Origin of the sequence: Streptomyces sp. NPDC001502, assembly GCF_042894785.1 — a bacterium.
In the GTDB taxonomy this organism is placed as follows: Bacteria; Actinomycetota; Actinomycetes; order Streptomycetales; family Streptomycetaceae; genus Streptomyces; species Streptomyces kutzneri.
This window is the reverse complement of record NZ_JBIAVW010000012.1, coordinates 154,128-174,163: the sequence shown is the minus strand read 5'-3', so window position 1 is coordinate 174,163 and position 20,036 is coordinate 154,128. Positions and strand designations below refer to the sequence as shown.

24 protein-coding genes are annotated in these 20,036 nt (G+C 69.9%); 5 read left to right on the top strand and 19 right to left on the bottom strand.

Annotated elements, in window-relative coordinates:
* Nucleotides 1-14 precede the first annotated feature (14 nt).
* The 15 genes from ACFY0D_RS22715 to ACFY0D_RS22645 are packed head-to-tail and all read right to left on the bottom strand — an operon-like array spanning nucleotide 15 to nucleotide 13,725.
* Entirely contained in the window at nucleotides 15-770 is a 756-nt protein-coding gene (locus ACFY0D_RS22715; RefSeq protein WP_390799879.1) for a P-loop NTPase, read from the bottom strand.
* Nucleotides 771-2,030 (bottom strand): PP2C family protein-serine/threonine phosphatase, encoded by a 1,260-nt coding sequence (locus tag ACFY0D_RS22710; protein ID WP_390799878.1) that lies wholly within the window; start codon nucleotides 2,028-2,030, stop codon nucleotides 771-773.
* Nucleotides 2,012-2,467, bottom strand: a complete 456-nt coding sequence (locus ACFY0D_RS22705; RefSeq protein WP_390799911.1) for an ATP-binding protein — start codon at nucleotides 2,465-2,467, stop codon at nucleotides 2,012-2,014. The genes ACFY0D_RS22710 and ACFY0D_RS22705 overlap by 19 nt, the downstream gene beginning before the upstream one ends.
* 14 nt (nucleotides 2,468-2,481) lie before the next feature.
* Nucleotides 2,482-2,793, bottom strand: coding sequence for an STAS domain-containing protein (locus ACFY0D_RS22700; protein WP_030008825.1), 312 nt, complete (start codon nucleotides 2,791-2,793; stop codon nucleotides 2,482-2,484).
* 16 nt (nucleotides 2,794-2,809) lie between these two features.
* Nucleotides 2,810-4,957, bottom strand: a complete 2,148-nt coding sequence (gene glgX, locus ACFY0D_RS22695) for a glycogen debranching protein GlgX (RefSeq protein ID WP_390799877.1) — start codon at nucleotides 4,955-4,957, stop codon at nucleotides 2,810-2,812.
* Nucleotides 4,954-5,304 (bottom strand): STAS domain-containing protein, encoded by a 351-nt coding sequence (locus ACFY0D_RS22690; protein ID WP_301372410.1) that lies wholly within the window; start codon nucleotides 5,302-5,304, stop codon nucleotides 4,954-4,956. The genes glgX and ACFY0D_RS22690 overlap by 4 nt, the downstream gene beginning before the upstream one ends.
* A 37-nt stretch (nucleotides 5,305-5,341) precedes the next feature.
* Nucleotides 5,342-7,174, bottom strand: a complete 1,833-nt coding sequence (locus ACFY0D_RS22685; protein WP_390799876.1) for an AGE family epimerase/isomerase — start codon at nucleotides 7,172-7,174, stop codon at nucleotides 5,342-5,344.
* A gap of 3 nt (nucleotides 7,175-7,177) precedes the next feature.
* Nucleotides 7,178-7,615 carry a VOC family protein gene (locus ACFY0D_RS22680; RefSeq protein ID WP_390799875.1) on the bottom strand — a complete coding sequence of 146 codons (438 nt, stop codon included), beginning with the start codon at nucleotides 7,613-7,615 and terminating at the stop codon, nucleotides 7,178-7,180.
* The gene (locus ACFY0D_RS22675; RefSeq protein ID WP_390799874.1) at nucleotides 7,615-8,226 is read right to left on the bottom strand and encodes a DJ-1/PfpI family protein; all 612 of its coding nucleotides are present in this window, start codon (nucleotides 8,224-8,226) and stop codon (nucleotides 7,615-7,617) included. Before ACFY0D_RS22675 ends, ACFY0D_RS22680 begins: the two co-directional genes overlap by 1 nt.
* A complete protein-coding gene (locus ACFY0D_RS22670) occupies nucleotides 8,219-9,838 on the bottom strand; it encodes a GMC family oxidoreductase (RefSeq protein ID WP_390799873.1) in 1,620 nt (539 codons plus the stop codon). Before ACFY0D_RS22670 ends, ACFY0D_RS22675 begins: the two co-directional genes overlap by 8 nt.
* Before the next feature lie 10 nt (nucleotides 9,839-9,848).
* Nucleotides 9,849-10,232 (bottom strand): nuclear transport factor 2 family protein, encoded by a 384-nt coding sequence (locus ACFY0D_RS22665; RefSeq protein ID WP_351157529.1) that lies wholly within the window; start codon nucleotides 10,230-10,232, stop codon nucleotides 9,849-9,851.
* Nucleotides 10,233-10,245: 13 nt separating this feature from the next.
* The gene (locus tag ACFY0D_RS22660; protein WP_030008817.1) at nucleotides 10,246-10,701 is read right to left on the bottom strand and encodes a nuclear transport factor 2 family protein; all 456 of its coding nucleotides are present in this window, start codon (nucleotides 10,699-10,701) and stop codon (nucleotides 10,246-10,248) included.
* A 23-nt stretch (nucleotides 10,702-10,724) separates the two neighbouring features.
* A complete protein-coding gene (locus ACFY0D_RS22655) occupies nucleotides 10,725-11,159 on the bottom strand; it encodes a nuclear transport factor 2 family protein (RefSeq protein ID WP_390799872.1) in 435 nt (144 codons plus the stop codon).
* A 52-nt stretch (nucleotides 11,160-11,211) separates the two neighbouring features.
* The gene (locus tag ACFY0D_RS22650) at nucleotides 11,212-12,858 is read right to left on the bottom strand and encodes a thiamine pyrophosphate-binding protein (RefSeq protein WP_390799871.1); all 1,647 of its coding nucleotides are present in this window, start codon (nucleotides 12,856-12,858) and stop codon (nucleotides 11,212-11,214) included.
* Nucleotides 12,859-12,900: 42 nt separating this feature from the next.
* Entirely contained in the window at nucleotides 12,901-13,725 is an 825-nt protein-coding gene (locus tag ACFY0D_RS22645) for a type 1 glutamine amidotransferase domain-containing protein (protein ID WP_053169639.1), read from the bottom strand.
* 318 nt (nucleotides 13,726-14,043) lie between these two features.
* Here ACFY0D_RS22645 and ACFY0D_RS22640 point away from each other — a divergent pair, with 318 nt between their 5' ends.
* The 5 genes from ACFY0D_RS22640 (at nucleotide 14,044) to ACFY0D_RS22620 (ending at nucleotide 17,475) form a co-directional block, all read left to right on the top strand.
* A complete protein-coding gene (locus ACFY0D_RS22640; protein ID WP_033226151.1) occupies nucleotides 14,044-14,310 on the top strand; it encodes a UBP-type zinc finger domain-containing protein in 267 nt (88 codons plus the stop codon).
* Nucleotides 14,307-16,034 (top strand): FAD-dependent oxidoreductase, encoded by a 1,728-nt coding sequence (locus ACFY0D_RS22635; protein WP_390799870.1) that lies wholly within the window; start codon nucleotides 14,307-14,309, stop codon nucleotides 16,032-16,034. The genes ACFY0D_RS22640 and ACFY0D_RS22635 overlap by 4 nt, the downstream gene beginning before the upstream one ends.
* Nucleotides 16,035-16,089: 55 nt before the next feature.
* Nucleotides 16,090-16,599 (top strand): hypothetical protein, encoded by a 510-nt coding sequence (locus ACFY0D_RS22630; RefSeq protein WP_390799869.1) that lies wholly within the window; start codon nucleotides 16,090-16,092, stop codon nucleotides 16,597-16,599.
* A 73-nt stretch (nucleotides 16,600-16,672) separates the two neighbouring features.
* Entirely contained in the window at nucleotides 16,673-17,002 is a 330-nt protein-coding gene (locus ACFY0D_RS22625; RefSeq protein WP_390799868.1) for a putative quinol monooxygenase, read from the top strand.
* Nucleotides 16,999-17,475, top strand: coding sequence for a group II truncated hemoglobin (locus ACFY0D_RS22620; RefSeq protein WP_390799867.1), 477 nt, complete (start codon nucleotides 16,999-17,001; stop codon nucleotides 17,473-17,475). The genes ACFY0D_RS22625 and ACFY0D_RS22620 overlap by 4 nt, the downstream gene beginning before the upstream one ends.
* Before the next feature lie 204 nt (nucleotides 17,476-17,679).
* Here ACFY0D_RS22620 and ACFY0D_RS22615 read toward each other — a convergent pair whose 3' ends face one another.
* The 4 genes from ACFY0D_RS22615 to ACFY0D_RS22600 all read right to left on the bottom strand — a co-directional run bounded on the left by ACFY0D_RS22615 (nucleotide 17,680) and on the right by ACFY0D_RS22600 (nucleotide 19,959).
* Complete coding sequence (locus tag ACFY0D_RS22615) at nucleotides 17,680-18,123, bottom strand: barstar family protein (RefSeq protein ID WP_390799866.1); 444 nt, start codon at nucleotides 18,121-18,123, stop codon at nucleotides 17,680-17,682.
* Nucleotides 18,120-18,551 (bottom strand): ribonuclease domain-containing protein, encoded by a 432-nt coding sequence (locus ACFY0D_RS22610; protein WP_390799865.1) that lies wholly within the window; start codon nucleotides 18,549-18,551, stop codon nucleotides 18,120-18,122. The genes ACFY0D_RS22615 and ACFY0D_RS22610 overlap by 4 nt, the downstream gene beginning before the upstream one ends.
* 49 nt (nucleotides 18,552-18,600) lie before the next feature.
* On the bottom strand, nucleotides 18,601-18,822 hold the full coding sequence (locus ACFY0D_RS22605; protein ID WP_030012151.1) for a CarD family transcriptional regulator: 222 nt from the start codon (nucleotides 18,820-18,822) through the stop codon (nucleotides 18,601-18,603).
* Between the two features lie 123 nt (nucleotides 18,823-18,945).
* Complete coding sequence (locus tag ACFY0D_RS22600) at nucleotides 18,946-19,959, bottom strand: sugar-binding transcriptional regulator (protein WP_030729529.1); 1,014 nt, start codon at nucleotides 19,957-19,959, stop codon at nucleotides 18,946-18,948.
* Nucleotides 19,960-20,036 lie beyond the last annotated feature (77 nt).

The following is a 20,036-nucleotide window of genomic DNA, read 5'->3' as shown; positions in this document are numbered from 1 at the left end:
ATAGGGGGATGACGTCAGGCCCGCGATACTTCGTCACGTGCGTCCAACGCCGAGATGATGGTGCGAAATTCACCGACCAGGGGGTGGTCGGGGTGGGCTTCGGCAAATATGCGTTCCCCGTACAGCGCCGCCATTTCCGGCGAGTAGGGAAGGATTCCGGCCAGTGGCGCCCCGTAGACCGCCTCGGAGCGCCGGCGGGCCGCTTCGCGGTCGATGCCCTCGGGGGCCATGCTCAGTACCAGGGTCCGCCGGCAGGTCAGGCGACCGGCGAGGGCGATGGTCTCCTCGACCCCGGAGAGGTCGATCCGGTCGGCCCGCGCCATGATCATCAGTACGTCGGCGCTCGCCATGGCGGTCACCGACTCGTTGTTGAGCCCGGCGTGGGTGTCGAGCAGCAGCACGTCGAGGGCGTAGTGCGCGGCCAGCCGGTCGAAGCCCTCCGGCAGCAGCCCCACGTCGTAGCCCCCGGCCATGATCTCGCGCAGGGCGGCCGTCCCGGTCCGGGCCGGTACGACGTACAGGCCCCCCTGACCGGAGACGGCACCCGTCTGCTGGGCGGTGGCCTCGATCTCGCAGCGGCCGAGCAGGTAGTCGGTCAGGGAGGGGCCGGGCCCCAGGCGGAACAGCAGGTCCAGGGTGGGTGACTGGATATCGGTGTCGACCACCCCCACCCGGCGCCCCTCGGCCGCGAGGAGCAGCGCGAGGTTCGCCAGTACCGAGGACTTGCCCGTCCCACCGCGGTGCGAGTGCACGACGATGGTGCGGGTCATCTAGGCCACCACCCGGGTGCCGGCACCGTCCGCGCGCGGCCCCCGCGCCGCGCGTGGCCGGTGCAGGGCCAGCATGGTGACGTCGTCGTGCTGTTCGGCGGTGCCGGTGTGCTCGCGCACCGCCAGGTCCATCCGGTCGACCACGTCCTTGCCGCTGACCGGTGGCCCGGCGAGCAGTTCCAGCATGCGGTCGTCGCCGAGGAAGCTGCCGTTCGGGCAGCGGGCCTCGGGGACCCCGTCGGTGAAGGCGAACAGGGTGTCGCCCGGGTCGAGCTGGGCGTAGCCGAGGGTGTAGACGCAGTCGGGCAGGATGCCGACGGCCGGTCCGGTGATGTGGAGGGCGACGGGCGGGCTGCCGTCGGCGGGCAGCAGCAGGGGCGGGTTGTGGCCGCCGTTGATGTAGACGAGGCTGCCGGTGAGCGGGTCGAGCACCCCGAAGAAGAGGGTGGCGAAGTAGCCCTGCCGCAGGTGGTTGCGGGTGAGGTAGCCGTTGGTGGCGGTGACCGCGTTGAGCAGCGGGGTGGCGCCGACGACCGGGATCCGGCGGCTGCCGCCGGCGCGGCCGGCGGCGACCAGGTGCTGCAGGCCGCTGTTCTGCGCGGTGTGCCGCAGCAGGGAGCGGATGAGCGCCATGAACAGCGCGGCTCCGACCCCCTTGTCGCAGACGTCGGCGACGACGAAGGCGAGCCGGCGGCCGCGGGAGATCTCGAAGACGTCGTAGAAGTCTCCGGCGACCTGCCGGGCGGGACGGAACCGCACGTCGATCTCCCAGCCGTCGGGGACGGGCATCGATTCGGGCAGGAAGCCCGCCTGGATCTCCCGGCCGATCTCCAGTTCCTTCTCGTAGCCCATGAGTTCGGCGCGGGCGTCGGCCTCCCGCAGGGTGCGGCCGAGTCCGGCGCGCTCCGAGCAGCTGTGCAGCCGGGCCCCGACGAGGGCGGGCAGGAAGGGCGGTACGAGGTAGTCGTGTCCGATCCGGACGTGCTCCTCCAGGGCGGCGAACTCCGTCACGGTCCAGACGACCACGATGGGGGCCCCGGCCCAGCGGCGCAGTCGGCGTACGGCCATCCGTACCGCCTCCCCGTCGGACTCGGCCGGGGCGAGCAGCACGTCCGCGACGGGCAGCAGTTCCAGCGCGCCTTCGCGCAGCTCCGTCAGGGAGCGGGTGACGAGTGCCGCGTCCATCGTCCGCAGAGCGTCGAGCAGCTCGGGCGGCGGTGGCGGGTACACGTCGAGGATGATCACGGTCGTGGAGGGCATCGGTCCGTCCCCTCAGCCTTCACAGTCAGGGTGCTGATGTTGCGGCCGTCCCTGTGCGCATAGCCGAACTCGTCCACGCTGGTCAGCGCCAGGTGGATGCCGAGGCCGCCGATCCGCCGTTCCTCCGGGGGGACCCCGGGGGCGGGCGGCAGGCGGCCTTCGACGGGGTCGAAGGGGGGTGCGGTGTCCTCGATGACGATCTGCACCCCGCCCGGGCCGGAGCGGCCGCGGACGGTGATCCGTCCGTCGCCGCCCCGGTACCCGTGCATCACGACGTTCGTGGCCAGTTCGTCCACGGCCAGCCGGAGCCGGTAGGTGGCGCCCTTGTCCAGGCGCGCCGTTCCGGCCAGCCGTAGGACGAACGTGGCGATTTCGCCCAGTGCCCCCACCGTTGCGGGCACTTCCAGTACGCAGGACGTCCTCGCCAGTTCGACCATGTCAGTCACGGTGGTCACTCATCGGAGAGAACGATGCTCCGGTCGAGCCCGGCGGTCCGGATGGTCCGGGACACGGGCTCGATGGCACCGACCACCTTGATGGTGACGTCGTTCGCGACCTTCTGCTGGGCGAAGACCAGGGAGCGCAGTCCGGCGCTGGCCATGTAGCCGACGCCGGCCATCCTGATCTCGACGGTCTGGGTGCCGTGGCCGGCGGCCTTCTCGATGGTCCGGTGGAAGTCCGGCGCGGTCTTGGCGTCCAGCTCGCCCGTCAGTTCGATCACGGTGGTGTCGCCCTCGATGCTCAGGGACACGGAAAGCGGCATGTCAGGTCTCCTTCGGTCAGGGCGTGTCGAGGTCGCCGGAAACGTTCGTACGGCCCACCAGGATCACGACCGAGCGCGGGCCGATCAGGTACTTGCCGGCGTTGTCCAGCTCCTGCTCGGCCCCGGGGGTGCGGATGTCGTACGGTGCTTCGGCCCCGGTGTCGGCGAACAGGTGCCAGCTCCGGCCTCCCGGCAGGGCGGGCAGTTCCAGGTCGTGCGACTCCCAGTGCGCGTTCATGGCCACGTACACCACGTCGTCGTCGCCGGTTCCGCAGCGGGCCACCGCCAGCAGCCGGCTCTCGGCCGACCAGTCGGGCTGCCAGGCCCGCTCCCCGTGCCAGCTGATGTCCGGCAGGCCCAGGTTCTCGCGGACCTGCCCGGTGGGGTGGGCGGTGGAGCGCAGTTCGCGGTGGTGCTTGCGGAACTCGATCATCTCCCGCGTGAACCGGAGCAGTTCGGCGTTGTCGTCGACCTGGTCCCAGTCGAACCAGGAGAGCTCGTTGTCCTGGCAGTAGGTGTTGTTGTTGCCCTGCTGGGTGCGCGCGACCTCGTCCCCGGCCAGCAGCATCGGGATGCCCTGGCTGGTGAAGAGGATCGCCAGGGCGTTCTTCATCTGCCGGGTGCGCAGCGCGTTGATCTCCGGGTCGTCGGTGGGTCCCTCGGCGCCGCAGTTCCAGCTGTTGTTGTCGTTGGCACCGTCGCCGTTGTTCTCGCCGTTGGCCTCGTTGTGCTTGTCGTTGTAGGAGACCAGGTCGGCGAGGGTGAAACCGTCGTGCGCGGTCAGGAAGTTGACCGAGGCCGCGGTGCCGCGGGTGGCGTACAGGTCGGGCGAGCCGGCGATCCGGGTGGCCAGCTCGCCGGTGACGCCGGGGTCGCCCTTGAGGAAGCTGCGCACGGTGTCGCGGTACTTGCCGTTCCACTCGGCCCAGCGGCCGTACGCCGGGAAGTTGCCGACCTCGTAGAGGCCGCCGGCGTCCCAGGCCTCGGCGATGAGCTTGGTGTGCCGCAGGACCGGGTCGTAGGCGAGCAGTTCCAGCAGCGGCGGGTTGGGCAGCGGGGTGCCGTCCAGGGCCCGGCCGAGGATGGCTGCCAGGTCGAAGCGGAAGCCGTCGATGTGGTAGTCGGCGACCCAGTGGCGCAGGCAGTCGAGCACGTAGTTGCGCACGACGGGGTGGTTGCAGTTGACGGTGTTGCCGGTGCCGCTGAAGTTGAAGTAGTACCCCTCGGGCGTGAGCATGTAGTACGTGGCGTTGTCGAGCCCCTTGAAGGAGATCGTCGGGCCCTGCTCGTTGCCCTCGGCGGTGTGGTTGAAGACGACGTCGAGGATGACCTCGATGCCGGCCGCGTGCAGGTCCTTGATCAGGGTGCGGAACTCGTCGCCCTGCATGCCGTAGCGTCCGGTGGCCGCGTAGCCGGCCTTGGGAGCGAAGAACGAGACGGTGTTGTAGCCCCAGTAGTCGAAGAGCTGCTCGCCCGTCTCCGGGTTGCTGCGCGGGTTGTCGCTCTCGTCGAACTCGAACACCGGCAGCAGCTCGATGCAGTTGATCCCGAGTTCCTTCAGGTACGGGATCTTCTCGCGCAGCCCCGCGAACGTGCCGGGTGCGGTGACCTGCGAGGACGGGTGCCGGGTGAAGCCGCGCACGTGGGTCTCGTACACGACGAGGTCCTCGGCGGGGATGCCCAGCGGGGTGTCGTCGCCCCAGTCGAAGTCCTGGAGGCAGACGCGGGAGCGGTACTGGTAGCCGCGGCTGCGGTCGGGCTCCACGCCCCACACGTCCCGGCCCGCGATCAGCCGGGCGTACGGGTCGGAGAGCACTTGCCGGGCGTCGAAGCGGTGGCCGGTGACCGGGTCGTAGGGGCCGTCGGCCCGGTACCCGTACTCGATGTTCTCGTGGTCGAGGCCGAAGACGGTCATGGCGAAGACGCTGCCGGTGCGGAATTCCTCGGGGAACTCCAGTTCGGCCATCGGCTCGGGTTCTCCGCGCTTGAAGATGACCAGGGTCATGGAGGTGGCCTGGTCGGAGAAGACGGAGAAGCTGACCCCGCCGGGGACCACGTTGGCCCCGAAGGGGAACGGTTTGCCGGCGCGGACGCGGTACCCGCCCACCTCGTGGGTCGGGTACGCGTCGACGCGCAGCACCTGCTCGGACCGGGTCTCGCTCATCGCGCGGCCTTGGCCTTGGCCTTGGCAGCCGCGGCGACGGCCTCGCCGGTCTCGAAGAAGTCGAGGAACCCGGTGGCCGACATGACGAACCGGACTTCCTCGCTCACCCCGTAGAGGGTGACCGCGACGCCGGCGTGCTGCGCCTCGCGGTAGACCACGAGCAGGGTGCGCAGGCCCGCGCTGGAGACGTAGGAGACCGCCGTGAGGTCGATCTTGAGCGGCTTGCCCTCGCGGACCAGCGGCAGCAGTGCCTGGAGCAGCGATCCGGATGTCTCGCTGTTGATCTCGCCGGTGGCGACGAGCACGGTGCCCGTCTTGTTCCGGCGTTCCTTGACGTTGAGAGTCATTGCATTCCCCTCTGGTTGGGGCGCCCCCCGTTGAGCGCTACTTCTTGGCCACTGGACGCAGCCGGACCTTGACCTTCACGCGGCCCTGCACGTCGGGCAGCCGCACGGTGAGGGCATCGGCGTCGAAGTCGGTGTACGGCTTCTCGTCGATCTCCACGGACGCGATCCGCACCGAACCGGCGGGAAGCAGGTCGGGCGAGACGCGCAGGACGCGGTCGGGCAGGTTCGTCGGGTCGGGCTGGAAGTGGAAGTCCATCTCCCGGCCGTTGATGAGCAGGTTGTTGTAGACGGCGGAGAGGTAGCAGAGCTCCGCCGAGTGGTACATGGACATCGAGTGGCTGCCCTTGAGCCGCTCGGTGCCGAGCAGGTACGGCGTACCGCTGGCGAGCACGTTGAAGTAGACGGCTCCCTCGTCGTGGTCGAGGAAGAAGGTGTTGTAGAAGGCCTGGGCCTGCCGGGCCTCGCGCAGGTTCGCGTCGCCGCCGACCGTGCCGTTCAGGATGAGGTAGGCGAGGATCGCCTGCTCCTGCTGCCACCAGGCCTTGCGGTCGTGCCAGGCGAACCGGTACGCCTCCTGCCCGTCCTCGTTGGTGGACTTGATCCGCTCGACGACGTCGTACCAGCCGCCGCGCTGCACGTCGCTGCCGACCGCCGGCATGATCTCGCCGATCTTCTTGGCGAGCTGCTCGTACTCCGGCTTGGCCTTCAGCGAGTTCATCCGCATCAGGTTCCAGGCGATCTTCAGGTTGTGGCCGACCACCGCGCGGTTCTGCTGCCAGCTGTGCGCGGTGTCGTGCGACCAGTCGCGGAAGAAGCGCTCCTGGACGAAGGGGCTGTTCTTGTAGTCCGGGAACTTGTCCGCGATGGTGTCGAAGGTGTACTCGAGGAAGTCGGCGTACTTCTGGTCGCCGGTCGCCAGGTACAGGTTGATCAGGTAGGCGGGCGCGTGGTCGCCGACCGAGTTCCAGTTCTTGCGCTCGGCGTTCTCACCGAGGGACTCGTGGTCGGCGCTGAAGAGGATCGGGTCGATGTGCGAGTAGTAGCCGCCCTGCTCCGGGTCGAAGAAGAACTTGTCGAACAGCCTGATGGTGGCGTCCGCGTCGTTCTTGATCCGGATGTCACCGGTGACCCGGTACGTCTGGATGGGGCCGGCCAGCGCGTAGATCTGCTCGTACATCGGGATCGCGTCGTAGTCGTCGGAGAACTCCGAGGTGAAGAGCTTGCGCTCGCTGTCCCCGTCGACGCTGATGCCGTGGTACCAGAAGACCACGTCCTCCTCGCTGTCCACGACCCGCATGTGCTTGCGCAGGTACTCGGTGCCGCGCTCGGCGACCTCCAGGTACTCGTCCTTGCCGGTCAGCAGGTAGGCCGAGGCCATGCCGTAGACCAGGCGGGAGATCGTGTCGGTCTCCTGGACGTGGCTGGCGGTCTTGTCACCGCCGAGCCGGATCTCGGTGCGGTACTCGGTGAAGTCCACCGGCCCGTCGCCGAACTGCGCCCGCTTGTAGAAGTCGGCCAGGGATTCGATCTGCTTGATCCACCAGCTGGGCTCCTCGAAGCGGTAGTCCTCGGCCCCGCGGCCCAGGAAGACCAGGCGCTTGGCGTCGAAGCGTCCGCCGCGCTCCGGGTAGTGGACGCCGTAGACGAAGAGGAACCGTCCGGGCGAGAGCATCTCGTCGATGTGCCCGGAGGCGTCGATGTAGGGCTCGTCCAGGTTGCGGACCAGCTCGGCGCTGGGGTCACCGGCGAGGGAGACGTCGAACTCGCGCCCGTCGGAGGTCTTCAGCCTCAGCAGCCGGGCCCCGGAGTCGAAGCGGGTGACGTATCCCGCGATCGTGTCGGAGAAGGAGAAGGTCACGGCGTCAGCCATGGGTCACGCACCGTCCTTGTCGTGAGAGCCGTCGTCCTCGTATCCCTGGCTGACCTCGACGATGACCCCGTCGGGATCGCGGACCCACACGGTCCGCCAGCCGCAGATGAAGTCGTCGAAGTCCAGTGGTCCCAGGGTCACTTCCGCCGCGTCGCCCAGCTCGGCCAGGAACGCGTCCACGCTGTCGGTCTGGAAGGCCAGATGGCGCATGCGGCCGGGGGCCTGCGGGCCGTCGTCGTTCGCCGGGCGGGCCGGGCCGGTCTCGCCGGCCGCGAAGAGCTCCAGGTACGCGTCCCCCTTGCGCAGGAACACGATCTGCGTCTCCCCGAGGTCGACCACCCGGGCCCGGGCGAAGCCGAAGTACCGGGTGTAGAACTCCTCGGTGGTCTTCTGGTCCGTGCAGTTCAGTCCTACGTGGGACCACCGCAGCCCGGCGGCCATCAGCCGGCTCCCCGGCCCCGGCCGGCCGCGATCAGTTCGATGATCCGGCGGGCGAACAGGTGGTGGTGGGCTCCGGTGCGGCCGGTGACCAGGTCCCCGTCGACCACCACGTCCTCGTCGACGTACTCCCCGCCCATGTTCCGGACGTCACCGATGAGGTTGTTGTGGCAGACCACCTTGCGGCCGCGGATCTTGTCCGGGATCGAGGAGGCCAGCCACATGCCGTGGCAGATGATCCCCTTGAGGACCGTCGGCTCCTCGAAGGCCCGGCGCAGCAGCTCGGTCGCCGGGGCGAGGACGTCCACGTCCTCGGTGTAGCGCAGCCGGTCGGCCACCATGCCGGAGGGCACGATGATCGCCGCGTACCGGCGCAGCTCCGCGTCGCCCAGTCCCTCCAGGGACTGCGTGGCCGTGAAGGGCGCCCGGTACTCGTGCCCGGTGAAGGTGATGGAGTCGTTGCCCCACAGCCGGGTCAGGAAGTCGACCTCGGCGCCCTCCTCGGCGAAGCGGCGCTGGTAGTAGAAGATCTCCGGCTCGTAGTAGTCGCTCTCGACCAGGACCGCGATCCGGGTCCCGGACAGCGCGCCCTCGCGCAGCACCGCGTCAGACACGGGAGGCTCCCTTCAGGAAGTCCGCCGCGCGCTCGGCGATCATCGCGATGGCGGTGTGGCAGTTGCCGGACGGGACCGCGGGCATCACGCTCGCGTCGACCACGCGCAGGTTCCGTACGCCGTGCACCCGCAGCTCGGGGTCGACGACGGAGAGGTCGTCGATGCCCATGCGGCAGGAGCCGGCCTGGTGGTGGTAGCTCTCCGACTTCTGCTTCACGAAGGTCCGCAGGTCGTCGTCGCCCACGTAGCCCGGGCCGGGCTGGAGCTCCTGCTTGTACCACGGGGAGAAGGCGGAGGTCGCGAAGATCTCCCGGGCGATCTTGACGCCCTGCACCATCCGTTCCAGGTCCCACCGGTCGCCCAGGTAGTTCGGGTTGATCAGCGGGTGGGCCAGCGGATCGGCGCTCGCCAGCTTGATCCAGCCGCGCGAGACGGGCCGTACGACACCGGGCAGGATCGACACCGTGTTGGGGTGGTCCTGGCCGACGATCACGTCGAACGGCACGTGGACGAAGGCGATCTGCAGGTCGGGGGCGGGCAGCCCGGGCTGCGAGGACAGGAATAGAGCGCTCTCCGACAGGTTCTGCGCCGGCGGCGGCAGCTCCTGGGTGACCTCGGCCATCAGCCCGGTCAGGACGTGGTTGTGGAAGTTCTCGCCGACCCCGGGCAGGGCCGCGGTGACCTCGATGCCGTGCTCGCGCAGCTGCTCGGGGTGGCCGATGCCGGAGAGCAGCAGCAGCTTCGGGGACTCGATCGCCCCGGCCGCCACGATCACCTCGCGGCGGGCCCGTACGGTGTGCGTCCCGGGCGGAGCGACGCTGCTGTGGCCGTCCCGGACGGTCCGGCCCGGGACGTCGCTGTCCGAAAGCGTGGCGGAAGCCTTCAGCTGGACGTACTCGACGCCCGTGCAGGTGTCCCCGTCGAACAGCAGCCGGGTGCTCTGCGCGTTGGTGCGCAGGGTCAGATTGGCGCGCCGCAGCGCCGGCTCCAGGTAGGCGGCGAGAGCGCCCTGGCGGCGGCCGTCGGCCACGTCGATGTGGTGCCAGCCGGTGCCGAAGAGGCCGCGCCGGGGGCCGTCGGTGTTGAAGTCGTCGATCTCCTGGTGGCCCAGCTCGACGGCGGCGTCGATGAAGGCGCGGGAGACCGGGTTGGGGCCGTGCCGCCCGGCGTTGGTGATCCGCTGCGGGCCCCGGGTGCCCGTGGTGGCGGCGGTGGCGTCCTCCTGGCCCTCCAGCAGGGCGAAGTAGGGCAGCACGTCCTCGTGGGACCAGCCGGCGGCGCCCTGGTAGGCCCAGTTGTCGAAGTCCGAGGCGTGGCCCCGGATGTGCATCATGATGTAGAGGTTGCTGCTGCCGCCGGGGGCCTTGCCGCGCGGTTCGTACGTGCGGCGGCCGTCGAGTCCGGGCTGCGGGGTGCTGGTGTAGCCCCAGTCCACCGGCCCGCCGAGGAGCTTGTACCAGGAGGACGGATCGTCCACCTCGGGCGGGATGCGGGAGCCGCCCGCCTCCAGGACCAGGACGGAGACGTCCGGGTCCTCGGAGAGCCGGTCCGCCAGCACGCTGCCGGCGGTGCCGGATCCCACGACGATGTAGTCGTACTCTTCGACGCTCACGGATCCCCCCTCAGCCCTGGCTCAGCACCTGGAAGGGAACCGTGTCGTGGTAGTTCGCCATGTAGGCGATCTTTCCGTCCACGATCCGGAAGAAGTTCATGACCTCGGCCTCGATGGCCTCGCCCGAGGCGCTGACCGCGGTCAGGTGCGAGACGGCCGCGGCCTTCTCGCCGTCGACGACGAAGTGCACGGGCTCGTTCCGGAAGACCCGGTACATCGTGCCCATGCCCTTCATCATCGAGCGCAGCACGTCCAGGCCCTCGATGTGGCCGGCGAGCTGCTCGTCCATCACCTGGTCGTCGGCGAACAGGTCGCACCAGCGGTCCCAGTCCCCGGCGTTGGCGTACTCGTAGTACTTCCGAAGGATTTCGGTGTGGCTCTCGTGTCGGTCCATCGCGCTCAACCCCCTATCGGTCCCTGCGGGTTCCGTCCGGCGCGAACGGCGCCCAGAACTGGCTGAAGGCGGTCGCCGAGTCCCCGAAGAGCCCGTCGCGGCCCTCGACGATCCGGCCGCCGCGCCACCGCATGAAGTGGAAGACCGGGTAGTCCATCCGCTCGTACGGGGACGTGCTCGTCTCGTCCGCGCCGTCCCGCAGGGCCACGTTGCGGCACACGTCGGCGCTGCAGTCCTCGCCGACGAGGACCGCCTGGATGTCCATCCGGAAGGTGCCGCCCGTGAGCTTGTGGGTCTGCCCCATCAGCTCCAGGAAGGCGTCCAGGCTCTCGTACCAGCCGGCCAGCGGGTGGCTGCCCGGCACCAGCCAGCGCAGGTCCTCGGAGTAGTACTCCAGGATGCGCGCCCGGTCGCCGGAGCCGAGGGCGGCGTAGGCCGCCTCGACCCGCTCGCGTGTCACTTCGGTCATCGTCGCTTCTCCTTCGCCGGCGCTCAGAGCGAGCCGGAACCGGGCATCGGCGCCAGGTCGTTGACGGTGTACTGCTTGATCAGCGGTCCGTCCGGACCGGCCACGACCGTCCAGGTCTGGTCGGCGTCGAAGCCGAGCCACTGGCTGCGGGCGGCCGGCGGGTCCCAGATCTTGGCCTGCCAGTTGACGAGGACCCGGACGACCGCCCGGTCGCCCTCGATGACGGGCTCCACCTTCGTGACGGTGTGCACCTCGTCGAAGAAGCGGTGGGTGACGGCCTCGTACCAGCGGCCGAACCCCTCGTGTCCGAGGAAGGTGTCCTCGGGGACCTTGAACTCCAGGTCCTCGGTGATCAGGGCGAGCACGTCGTCCAGACCCACGTGCTGGTCCAGCGCCACGTACCAGTTCTCGGCGAAACTGCGGATCGCGTCCTCGGTCAGCTGCCGCTCGGCGGGCATGCGGTCTCCTCCTGTCCGTACGGGGCCTTGCGTCGGATGGCTGTGTCAGCTGTCAGATCTGGATGTCGACGAGGAACGGTCCGGGGTGGGACAGCATCCGGCCCACGGCGGCGACCGCCTCGTCCGGCTTCTCCACGCGCATCCCGCCGGCGCCGAGCGACCGGGCCAGCCCGGCGAAGTCGATCTCGGGGTGGGAGAGGTCGAAGGAACCCGGGAAGCCGTGCTCCGGGATGTCCCGCTCCCGCCAGTACTGGGCGATGTTGTCGTCCAGCAGCCGGTACTTGCGGTTGTTGCACACCACGAACTTGGCGTCGATGCCGTGCCGGGCCGCCGTCCACAGCGCCTGGTACGTGTACATGGACCCGCCGTCGCCCGCGAAGCCGACCACCAGCCGGTCCGGACGGGCCAGCTTGGCCCCGACCGCGCCCGGGAAGCCCACGCCGAGCGAGCCGCCCCGGGTGAGGTGGTAGTCGCCGGGGCGCTCCGCCGGCAGGTACCGGGTGACCAGCGGCGAGGTGGTCAGCGCCTCGTCGAAGACGATCAGGTCCCCGCCGGTGCGCTCGGCCAGGGTCCTGAGGAAGACGGCCATCGGCGTGCCGTCGTCCGTGGCCGACCGCGCCTCCCGCACCTCGCGGACCCGCTCCCGGGTCCGTACGTCGAGGCGCGCGGCCGCCGCGGCCCGCCCCTGCGGGCCGAGGATCCGCTCCAGTACGCCGGCCAACGCGCGCAGCGCCTGCTTGGGATCCGCGGCCAGGCCCAGGTCCACCGGGTGGTTCTTGGCGATCTCGTAGGCGTTGAGGTCGATGTGGACGACCTTGGCGCCCGCCCGGAAGGGGCTCTCCAGCTCGGGGAAGACCTCCGGGAAGACATAGGTGCCGACGATCAGCACCCCGTCGGCGTCCCCGACGAGCTCCTTGCTGTGCGGGCCGAACATGTGCCCGGTCTGGCCCCGCCGCAGCGGGTGCGAGGCCGCGATGTTCACCTCGGACGAGTCGACCTCGTACACGTCGGCGCCCAGCAGCTCGGCGACGGCGACGAGCTCGTTCTGCGCCCCGGAGAGCGCGACCCCGTCCCCGACCAGGACGACCGGCCGCTCGGCGGAGGCAAGCAGCTCGGCCGCCCGCCCCACCGAGGCCGGCGAGGGCGACACGTCGGTGAGCACCTCCGTGGAGGGCAGGACGGGCTCGGAGTTGAGCTCGTCCAGCACGTCCATGGGCAGCGCCACGAACACGGGCCCGCGGGGCGGGGTGAGCGCGATCTTCACGGCCCGCCGGATGGTGCGCAGGACCGAGTGCCGGTCGGTGACCCGGGTCGCGTACTTGGTCACCGGCTTGGCCATGGCCACCAGGTCGGAGGCCATCTGCGCGTCCATGGCGTCGTAGCGCACCCCTGCGTCGCCGGCGACCACGACGAGCGGGGTGTGGCCGCGCAGCGACTGGTAGAGCATGCCGATGCCGTTGCCCAGGCCGACGCCGGAGTGCAGCTGGAGCAGGGCCGCGCCGCCGGTCGCCCGGGCGTACCCGTCGGCGATGCCGGCGGCCACGGTCTCCTGGAGGGCGAGGATGTAGTGGAAGTCCTCCGCCGCGTCCACCGCGTCGAGGAATCCCTGTTCCACCGTCCCCGGATTTCCGAACATCACATTCAGGCCGTCGGCCTTGAACTGCTCGATCAGCCTTTCCCGTCCGGGAGTGGCTTCCATGACTTCCCCCTCAACTCTCCGATTTCCCTGCGGCCTCCGGGATCACCAGCCGTATCGGGTGAGACCGTCCTCCAGGACTTCCACGATCTTCTGCCCCGTGAGATATGAGTCGGGGGTGGAACGTCCGGTGACGAAGGGGAAATCGACGATGACCGACACCGGCTTGCCGAAGTTCCCGTGGTACGCGCCGCGCGGGCCCGTCGCGTCACGCAGGATGTATTCCAGCGGATACGGCGGCGGCCCCATGTTGAAGTCGGTACCGAGGAATCCGGTGCCGTCCTTGTAGTCGTACTCCTTGCAGTGGCCGGTCACGTGCTTGCCCCAGATGATGCTCCTGCGGTCGCCCCAGTCCCGGGCGAAGGCCAGGCAGGCGACGCCGTAGCACTCGGCGGCGACGACCTTGCCGGCCTTCCGGAAGGCCAGGATCAAGGCGTGCACGCGCTCGTTGTTGGCGAGGTCCGCGATCGGGCCGCTGCCGCCGACGATGAGGATCGCGTCGTATCCGGCGATGTCGGCGTCGAGTTTGTCGAGATCGCGGTGGTACTGCTCCAGCTTGGGCAGATAGCCCTCGTCGCTCGTGTACGGACGCTCGGGGACCCACGCCTCGATGTCGAGCGGCGAGTCCAGCCGGCTCGACTGCTCGAACTCCCGCCCCAGCCGGGCGTTCTCCTCGGTGGTCACCGAGCGTCCCAGCGGGGGATCGATGTAGTTCGCGTCGAGGCTCGGCGGAAGAGCGTGTGCACGCTTTCCGGTCGGCGTGGCGAATATGACCTCGTAGCCCCGCTCGTCGAACTTCGATACGGGGCCTATCAGTTCCTCGGCCCAGTAACCGTGTTCGGAGACAATGACCAGAATCTTTCTGCTCACGTATTCCTCCAGGCGCCGCCTGTTGTCGTTGGCGTCCCCCACACTGGCCGTGCCCAGGGGCTTCGTCAAAGCGCTGGCATGCGACTTCGTGAGGTAGCGGGCCAGGTCGTGGCGGCACCTCAGGAAGTCGTGCGCAGACGTCATGAAGTAGCTTCAGGACTACCTGACTTCGGCCGAATCGATGAACCATTCCGACGGCTCCGCCCTATCGTCTGGACGCGCCGTGAATCACGGGCGTACGAGCCGATTCGATGAACGAGTGACAGCGCGAGCTACGGCACGGGCAAGAGCACGAGGAGAGGGACGGGGACGATGACGATGGACCTGTTGTGCACACACATCGATCAGATACGTCCGGTGAAACCCACGGCCGTGGGCTGCGAGGAGTGCCTCATCGCCGGCGACACCTGGGTGCACCTGCGGATGTGCCTCAGCTGCGGGCACGTCGGATGCTGCGACTCGTCGAGGAACCGTCACGCCACCCGGCACTACCGGACCACCGAGCACGCGATCGCGGCCTCCCACGAGCCCGGCGAGGACTGGGCCTGGTGCTACGCCGACCAGCTGATGCTGGACCCGGCATGAGCGCGGCCCCGGAGCGTTCCGCCGCCGCCACCACCTCGGCAGCCGCGGCCGCCGAACGCGCGGAGCACAAGAAGCCGGTCATCCTCGCCGTGGACGACGACCCGCAGGTGCTGCGCGCCGTCCGCCGCGACCTGCGCAGCGCCTACGGTGACCGCTACCGGGTGCTCGGCGCCTCCTCGGCGGCCGACGCCCTGAAGATCCTGGACTCCCTCGACGAACGCGGCCACGACCCGGCGCTGTTCCTCGTGGACCAGCGCATGCCGGACGTGACCGGCGTCGAGTTCCTGCTGGAGGCGGTCAGCCGCTTCCCGGACGCCCGCCGCGTCCTGCTGACGGCCTACGCGGAGACCGACGCCGCGATCACCGCCATCAACCGGGTCCGGCTGGACTACTACCTGCTCAAGCCCTGGGACCCGCCGCACGAGCGGCTCTTCCCGGTCCTGGACGACCTGCTGTCGGACTGGCTGGCCACCTACCGGCCGGCGTACGACGGGATCATCGTCGCCGGCCACCTCGTCTCCCCCGGCACCCACGCCGTGCGGGACTTCTTCACCCGCAACGGCCAGCCGTTCCGCTTCCTCAACGTCGAGCGGGACCCCGAGGCGCTGACCCTGATCGCCGCCCAGCCCGACGGGGCGCTCCCCCTCGTCCGCTTCCCCGACGGTTCGGTCCTCTCGGCCCCGACCGACACCCAGCTCGCCCAGCGCCTGGGCCTGGCCACCACCGCCTCCCGCCCGCACTACGAGTGCGTCATCGTCGGCGCGGGCCCGGCGGGCCTGGCGGCGGGCGTCTACTCGGCCTCGGAGGGCCTGTCGACCCTCATGCTGGACTCCCGCGCCCCGGGCGGCCAGGCGGGCACGTCCAGCCTGATCGAGAACTACCTCGGCTTCCCCTCGGGCCTCTCGGGCGGCGACCTGACCCGCCGGGCCACCATCCAGGCCTCCCGGTTCGGCGCCGAGATCCTGCACCCCGTGGAGGTGGTCTCGCTGACCCGGGACGACCCGGCCAAGATCCTGACCCTGGCGGACGGCACGGAGATCTCCGCCGAGACGGTGCTGCTGGCCACCGGGGTCTCGTACAACCGCCTCGACGCCCCCGGCGCGGACCGCTTCGAGGGGGCCGGCCTCTACTACGGCGCGGCCACCACGGAGAGCTCGGCCTGCATCTCGCAGCACGTGTTCATCGTCGGCGGGGCCAATTCCGCCGGCCAGGCGGCGGTGCACTTCGCGAAGTACGCCGCCCGCGTGACGATCCTGGTCCGCGCGGCCTCCCTGGACGCGAGCATGTCCCGCTACCTGATCGACGAGATCGACCGCACCCCGAACATCGAGGTGAAGGTGCGTACGACGGTGGTCCGGCTGGACGGCGAGGAGCACCTCGAACGCCTCACCCTCCACGACGCGGACACGGGCGAGGACACCGAGATCCCGGCCCGCTTCATGTTCACCTTCATCGGCGCCCGCCCGCACACCGACTGGCTCACGGGCGTCGTCGAGCGCGACGAGTACGGCTTCGTCCTCACCGGCTCGGACCTGATCTCGAACGGCGGCGAGCTCCCGGCCGAGTGGAGCCTGGAGCGCGCCCCGTACCCCCTGGAGACGAGCGTCCCCGGAGTCTTCGCGGCGGGCGACGTCCGCGCCCACTCGGTCAAACGGGTCGCCTCGGGGGTCGGCGAGGGCGCGATGGCCGTCTCGCTGATCCACCGCTATCGCTCGATGGGCTGAGAGCGAACGCCGCGAGCCTTGCGATCAAGGCCGCAACGGATGCAACGTTGATTACATGATTACAGCCGAACAGAGCGAACAGCTCCGCGCGTGGTTCGCCGAGCGCCTGCCGGTCGACGTCTACGAGTCCCTGGACTCGGTCACCCTCGACCGCGAGGAGATCACGGTCGTCGGTGTCATACCGGCGACCGAATCGGTCAAGGAATTCCGCGAACGCACCCGCGAACAGCGCATCGAAGTGGCCCGCGAGGCCGAGGAGCTCTACCGCCGCAAGGTTGCCTGGGGCGTGCGGGTGGGTGAGGAGACGACCCTGTTCACCCACCTCGCCGTCCCGGTGATGACCCGCCTGCGCCAGTCCGAACGCCAGGTCCTCGACACCCTGGTCGCCGGCGGCGTGGCCCGCAGCCGGGCCGACGCCCTCGCCTGGTGCGTCCGCCTCGTCGGCCGCAACACGGACGAGTGGCTGACCGAGCTGCGCGACTCCCTGGACAAGGTCCAGCGGGTCCGCGCCCAGGGCCCCGACATCTCAGAACCCACCGACTCCATGAAGTCCGAGTCCGAATGACGATTCCGCCCCACGGCGGCGCGTGATCGCGTAAGGCTGGCGACGACCTACACCCAGGGAGAGGCACGCACCCATGACCACCACCGTCGAATACATCCGCTACCGGATCGCATTGGACGACCAGTCGGCCTTCGAGGACGCGTACGCCCGGGCCGCCGAGTCCCTGGCCGCTTCGCCCGAGTGCATCGACTACGAGCTGGCCCGCTGCGACGAGGAGAAGGAGCGCTACATCCTCAGGATCCGCTGGACCTCGATCGAGGCCCACCTGGGCGGGTTCCGCAAGGGCGAGCACTTCCCGGCCTTCTTCAACGCGATCCGTCCGTACGTGACGGCCATCGAGGAGATGCAGCACTACCTCGTGACGGGCGTCGTGGGCACGGGAAAGGCCGCCGGAGACCGATGAGCACCACACCCACCATCTACGAGTGGATGGGCGGAGCGGAGGCGATGAACCGCCTCACGGACGCCTTCTACACCCACGCCCTGCAGGACGAGATCCTGGCCCCGGTCTTCGCCGGCATGGACTCGGAACACCCGCAGCACGTCGCGGTCTGGCTGTCGGAGGTCTTCGGCGGCCCCTCGGACTACACCGCCCACCACGGCGGCCACCAGCACATGGCCACCAAGCACCTGGGCCGGGCGATCACCGAAGAGCAGCGCCGCCGCTGGGTGGACCTGCTGATGGACACGGCCGACGAGGTCGGCCTGCCGACGGACCCGGAATTCCGGGGGGTGTTCGCCTACTACATCGAGTGGGGCACCCGCATGGCCCTGATCTACTCGGGCCCCAACCCGCCCCCGGTCGACGCGGCCAAGATCCCGGTCTGGTCCTGGGGCCAAACCCCACCCTGGGTCCCGAACACCCCGCAGGACTGACTCAACGAGGGGGCAGGCCTCGGGCGTGCCCCCTCCACCAACCCAGCCCCGCGGTCCTCACCCAGCCCCGCGGGCCCCACCCAGCCCCGCCGGCGTTTGAGGCGCTCTTTCAGCCCCGCCGGCCTCACCCAGCCCCGCCGGCATTCGAGGCGCTCTTCAGCCCCACCGGCCTCACCCAGCCCCGCCGGCGTTTGAGGCGCTCTTTCAGCCCCGCCGGCGTTTGAGGCGCGGGGTCCGGGGCGGAGCCCCGGCAACCGGCCCGGGCCCGGCCTCGCCCTCGGCCAGCACCACCACCAGCTCCGGCCCGCCGCCACCGCCAGGATCCGGCTCCCGCCAGAAATCCACGGCCTCCTCCAGCACCTCGACCAGCGTCTCCCACTCGCCCGGCCGGGCACCGGCATACCCACGCCAAGAGCTGATGGCCAACAGCCGCCCCCCGGCACCCGGGAGCCACGACAGGTCCCGCAACGCGTCGGCCAAGGCATCCCAGTTCCCGCCGACCCACTCCGGCAGCCGCAAGGCATCCCCGCACCGCCGCATCAGCTCGGCCTTGCCCCGTACCCCCCGCAGGTCCAGCCGGACGGTCGTCCAGCCCGCGGCTTCGGCGGTTTCGAGTGCCGGGGCGAGCGGCTGCGGGTCCAGGCTCATCGGAGAACCGCCTTGAAGGTGTCGTAGTGGTCGTCCGTGTAGTAGAACTCCCCACCCTCACCCGTCACGATCCGCCGGGCTCCGCGATCACGCTCTCCCGGCGTCCGCACGGTGTACTCGTGGTAGTAGCCACGTTTCTGCTTGGGCAGGGCCTTCTCGAAGTTCCCGAAGACCGTGCCGTCCTGCCGGTAGGGGTACGGCCCGCCCTTGTCGATGAGCGCGAGCACGTCACGGGCCTGCTGCGGCAGCCCGTCGGCCCGTACGGTGGCCATCCCCTTCGCCCACCCCGGGACGGCGGAGGCACTCGCACTGGCGGCGGCAGGTACGGGTTTCGACCCGCCACAACCCACCGCACCGACCAGCGCGGCACAAAGGAACAGGGCCCCCAGCAAACGCAGCAACGATCGGGGCACGTTCCGAAAGATCATGCACCGATCGTGCCAAATATCCGATTCGCTCGCGAATCGCCCGGTGGCCTCAGAGCGCGGCCATCTTGGTGTAGGGACTCAGGATTCGCTTCTGAACCGAACCGAAGTCGACGAGAACAGCGATCCCCTCCTCGATTCCGACGACACGGCCGAGGCCGTGCTCATCGTGGGTAACCCGGTCGCCGACGTTGAACTGCCGGATGGGCTGCTCCACGGGGGCCTTGAACGGGCTGGACGGCAAATGGCGGCGAGGTACTGCTGACTTTGTCATTGGAACCAGTATGCGCCCCGCAGGCCGCCGCGCGGTCCGCCGTTCGGATCTCAATTCCAGCACCATCCGCACCGATGGCGGCAGCAGCGGCCGCCACGGCCCGTCATGCCCGGTCAGACCGCATCAGTCGTCCGGGTCGGCCCGGTCCAACGCCGGCCGCAGCCCTGGGGCCGATTCGGTGAGGAGGTAGTCGGCGACCGCCGTATCCGTGACGAGACTGGTCACCAGCCCCGACCTCAGCACGGCCCCGATCGCGGAGGCCTTGCGCAGCCCGCCCGCGATCGCCACGACCTCGGGAATCCGCCGCAGCCGGTCCGCCTCCACGGTGATGCACCGCTCGCCGAGGTCCCGGCCCACACGACGCCCCTCGGAGTCGAACAGGTGCGCGGACATCTCGGCCGCCACGCCCAGCGAGGCGTAGTGCTCCCGCTCCTCGTCGGTCAGCATGTCGTGCACCGTCGAGATGCCCGGCTCCCACGAGCCGATCGACACGGCCGCGACCGTCACCTTGTCGAAGTACTCGAAGGCACGCGCGATCCCCGTCTGGCTGCGCAGCGCGGCCGCGGTCGCCGGATCGGGCAGCAGCATCGGCGCGTAGATCGGGTGCGCGTCACCGCCCGAGACCTGGGCGGCCCGGCGTACGGCCTCGACCGAACCGCGCTCGGCCGTCCCCGCGTCGTACACGCCGGTCAGCTGCACCACGGTGCACTGCGGCAGCCGGTGCAGGGAGGCGGCCATGTGAATGGTCGACCGCCCCCACGCCAGGCCCAGTACGTCGCCTTCGTTGACCAGCTCGCCCAGCAGATCGGCGGCGACCGCGCCCAGGTTCTCCGGGTCGGGCGCGTCCTCGGTGGCGTCGGCGGGCGACTCCACGACGACGGCGTGCCGGAGCCCGTACCGGGCCCTGAGCGCGTCCGACCGCTCGGCATCGAGCTCGGCCGGTACCCGGATCTCGATCCGTACGAGGTCACGTTCGAGGGCGGTCTCCAGGACCCGGGCCACCTTGAAGCGGCTCACGCCGAACTCCTCGGCGATCTGGATCTTGGACTTGCCCTCCAGGTAGAAGCGGCGCGCCATGGCCGCCGCCTGCACCAGCTCCGCGGGTCCCATCCGCAGGGCTGACCGTCCCGCCGACATTGCAGACACCGCGTTCTCCTCACTGCTGTTCACACTCTCGACTCGCCGTTCATCCTGTCAGATCCGACGGCCGTTGA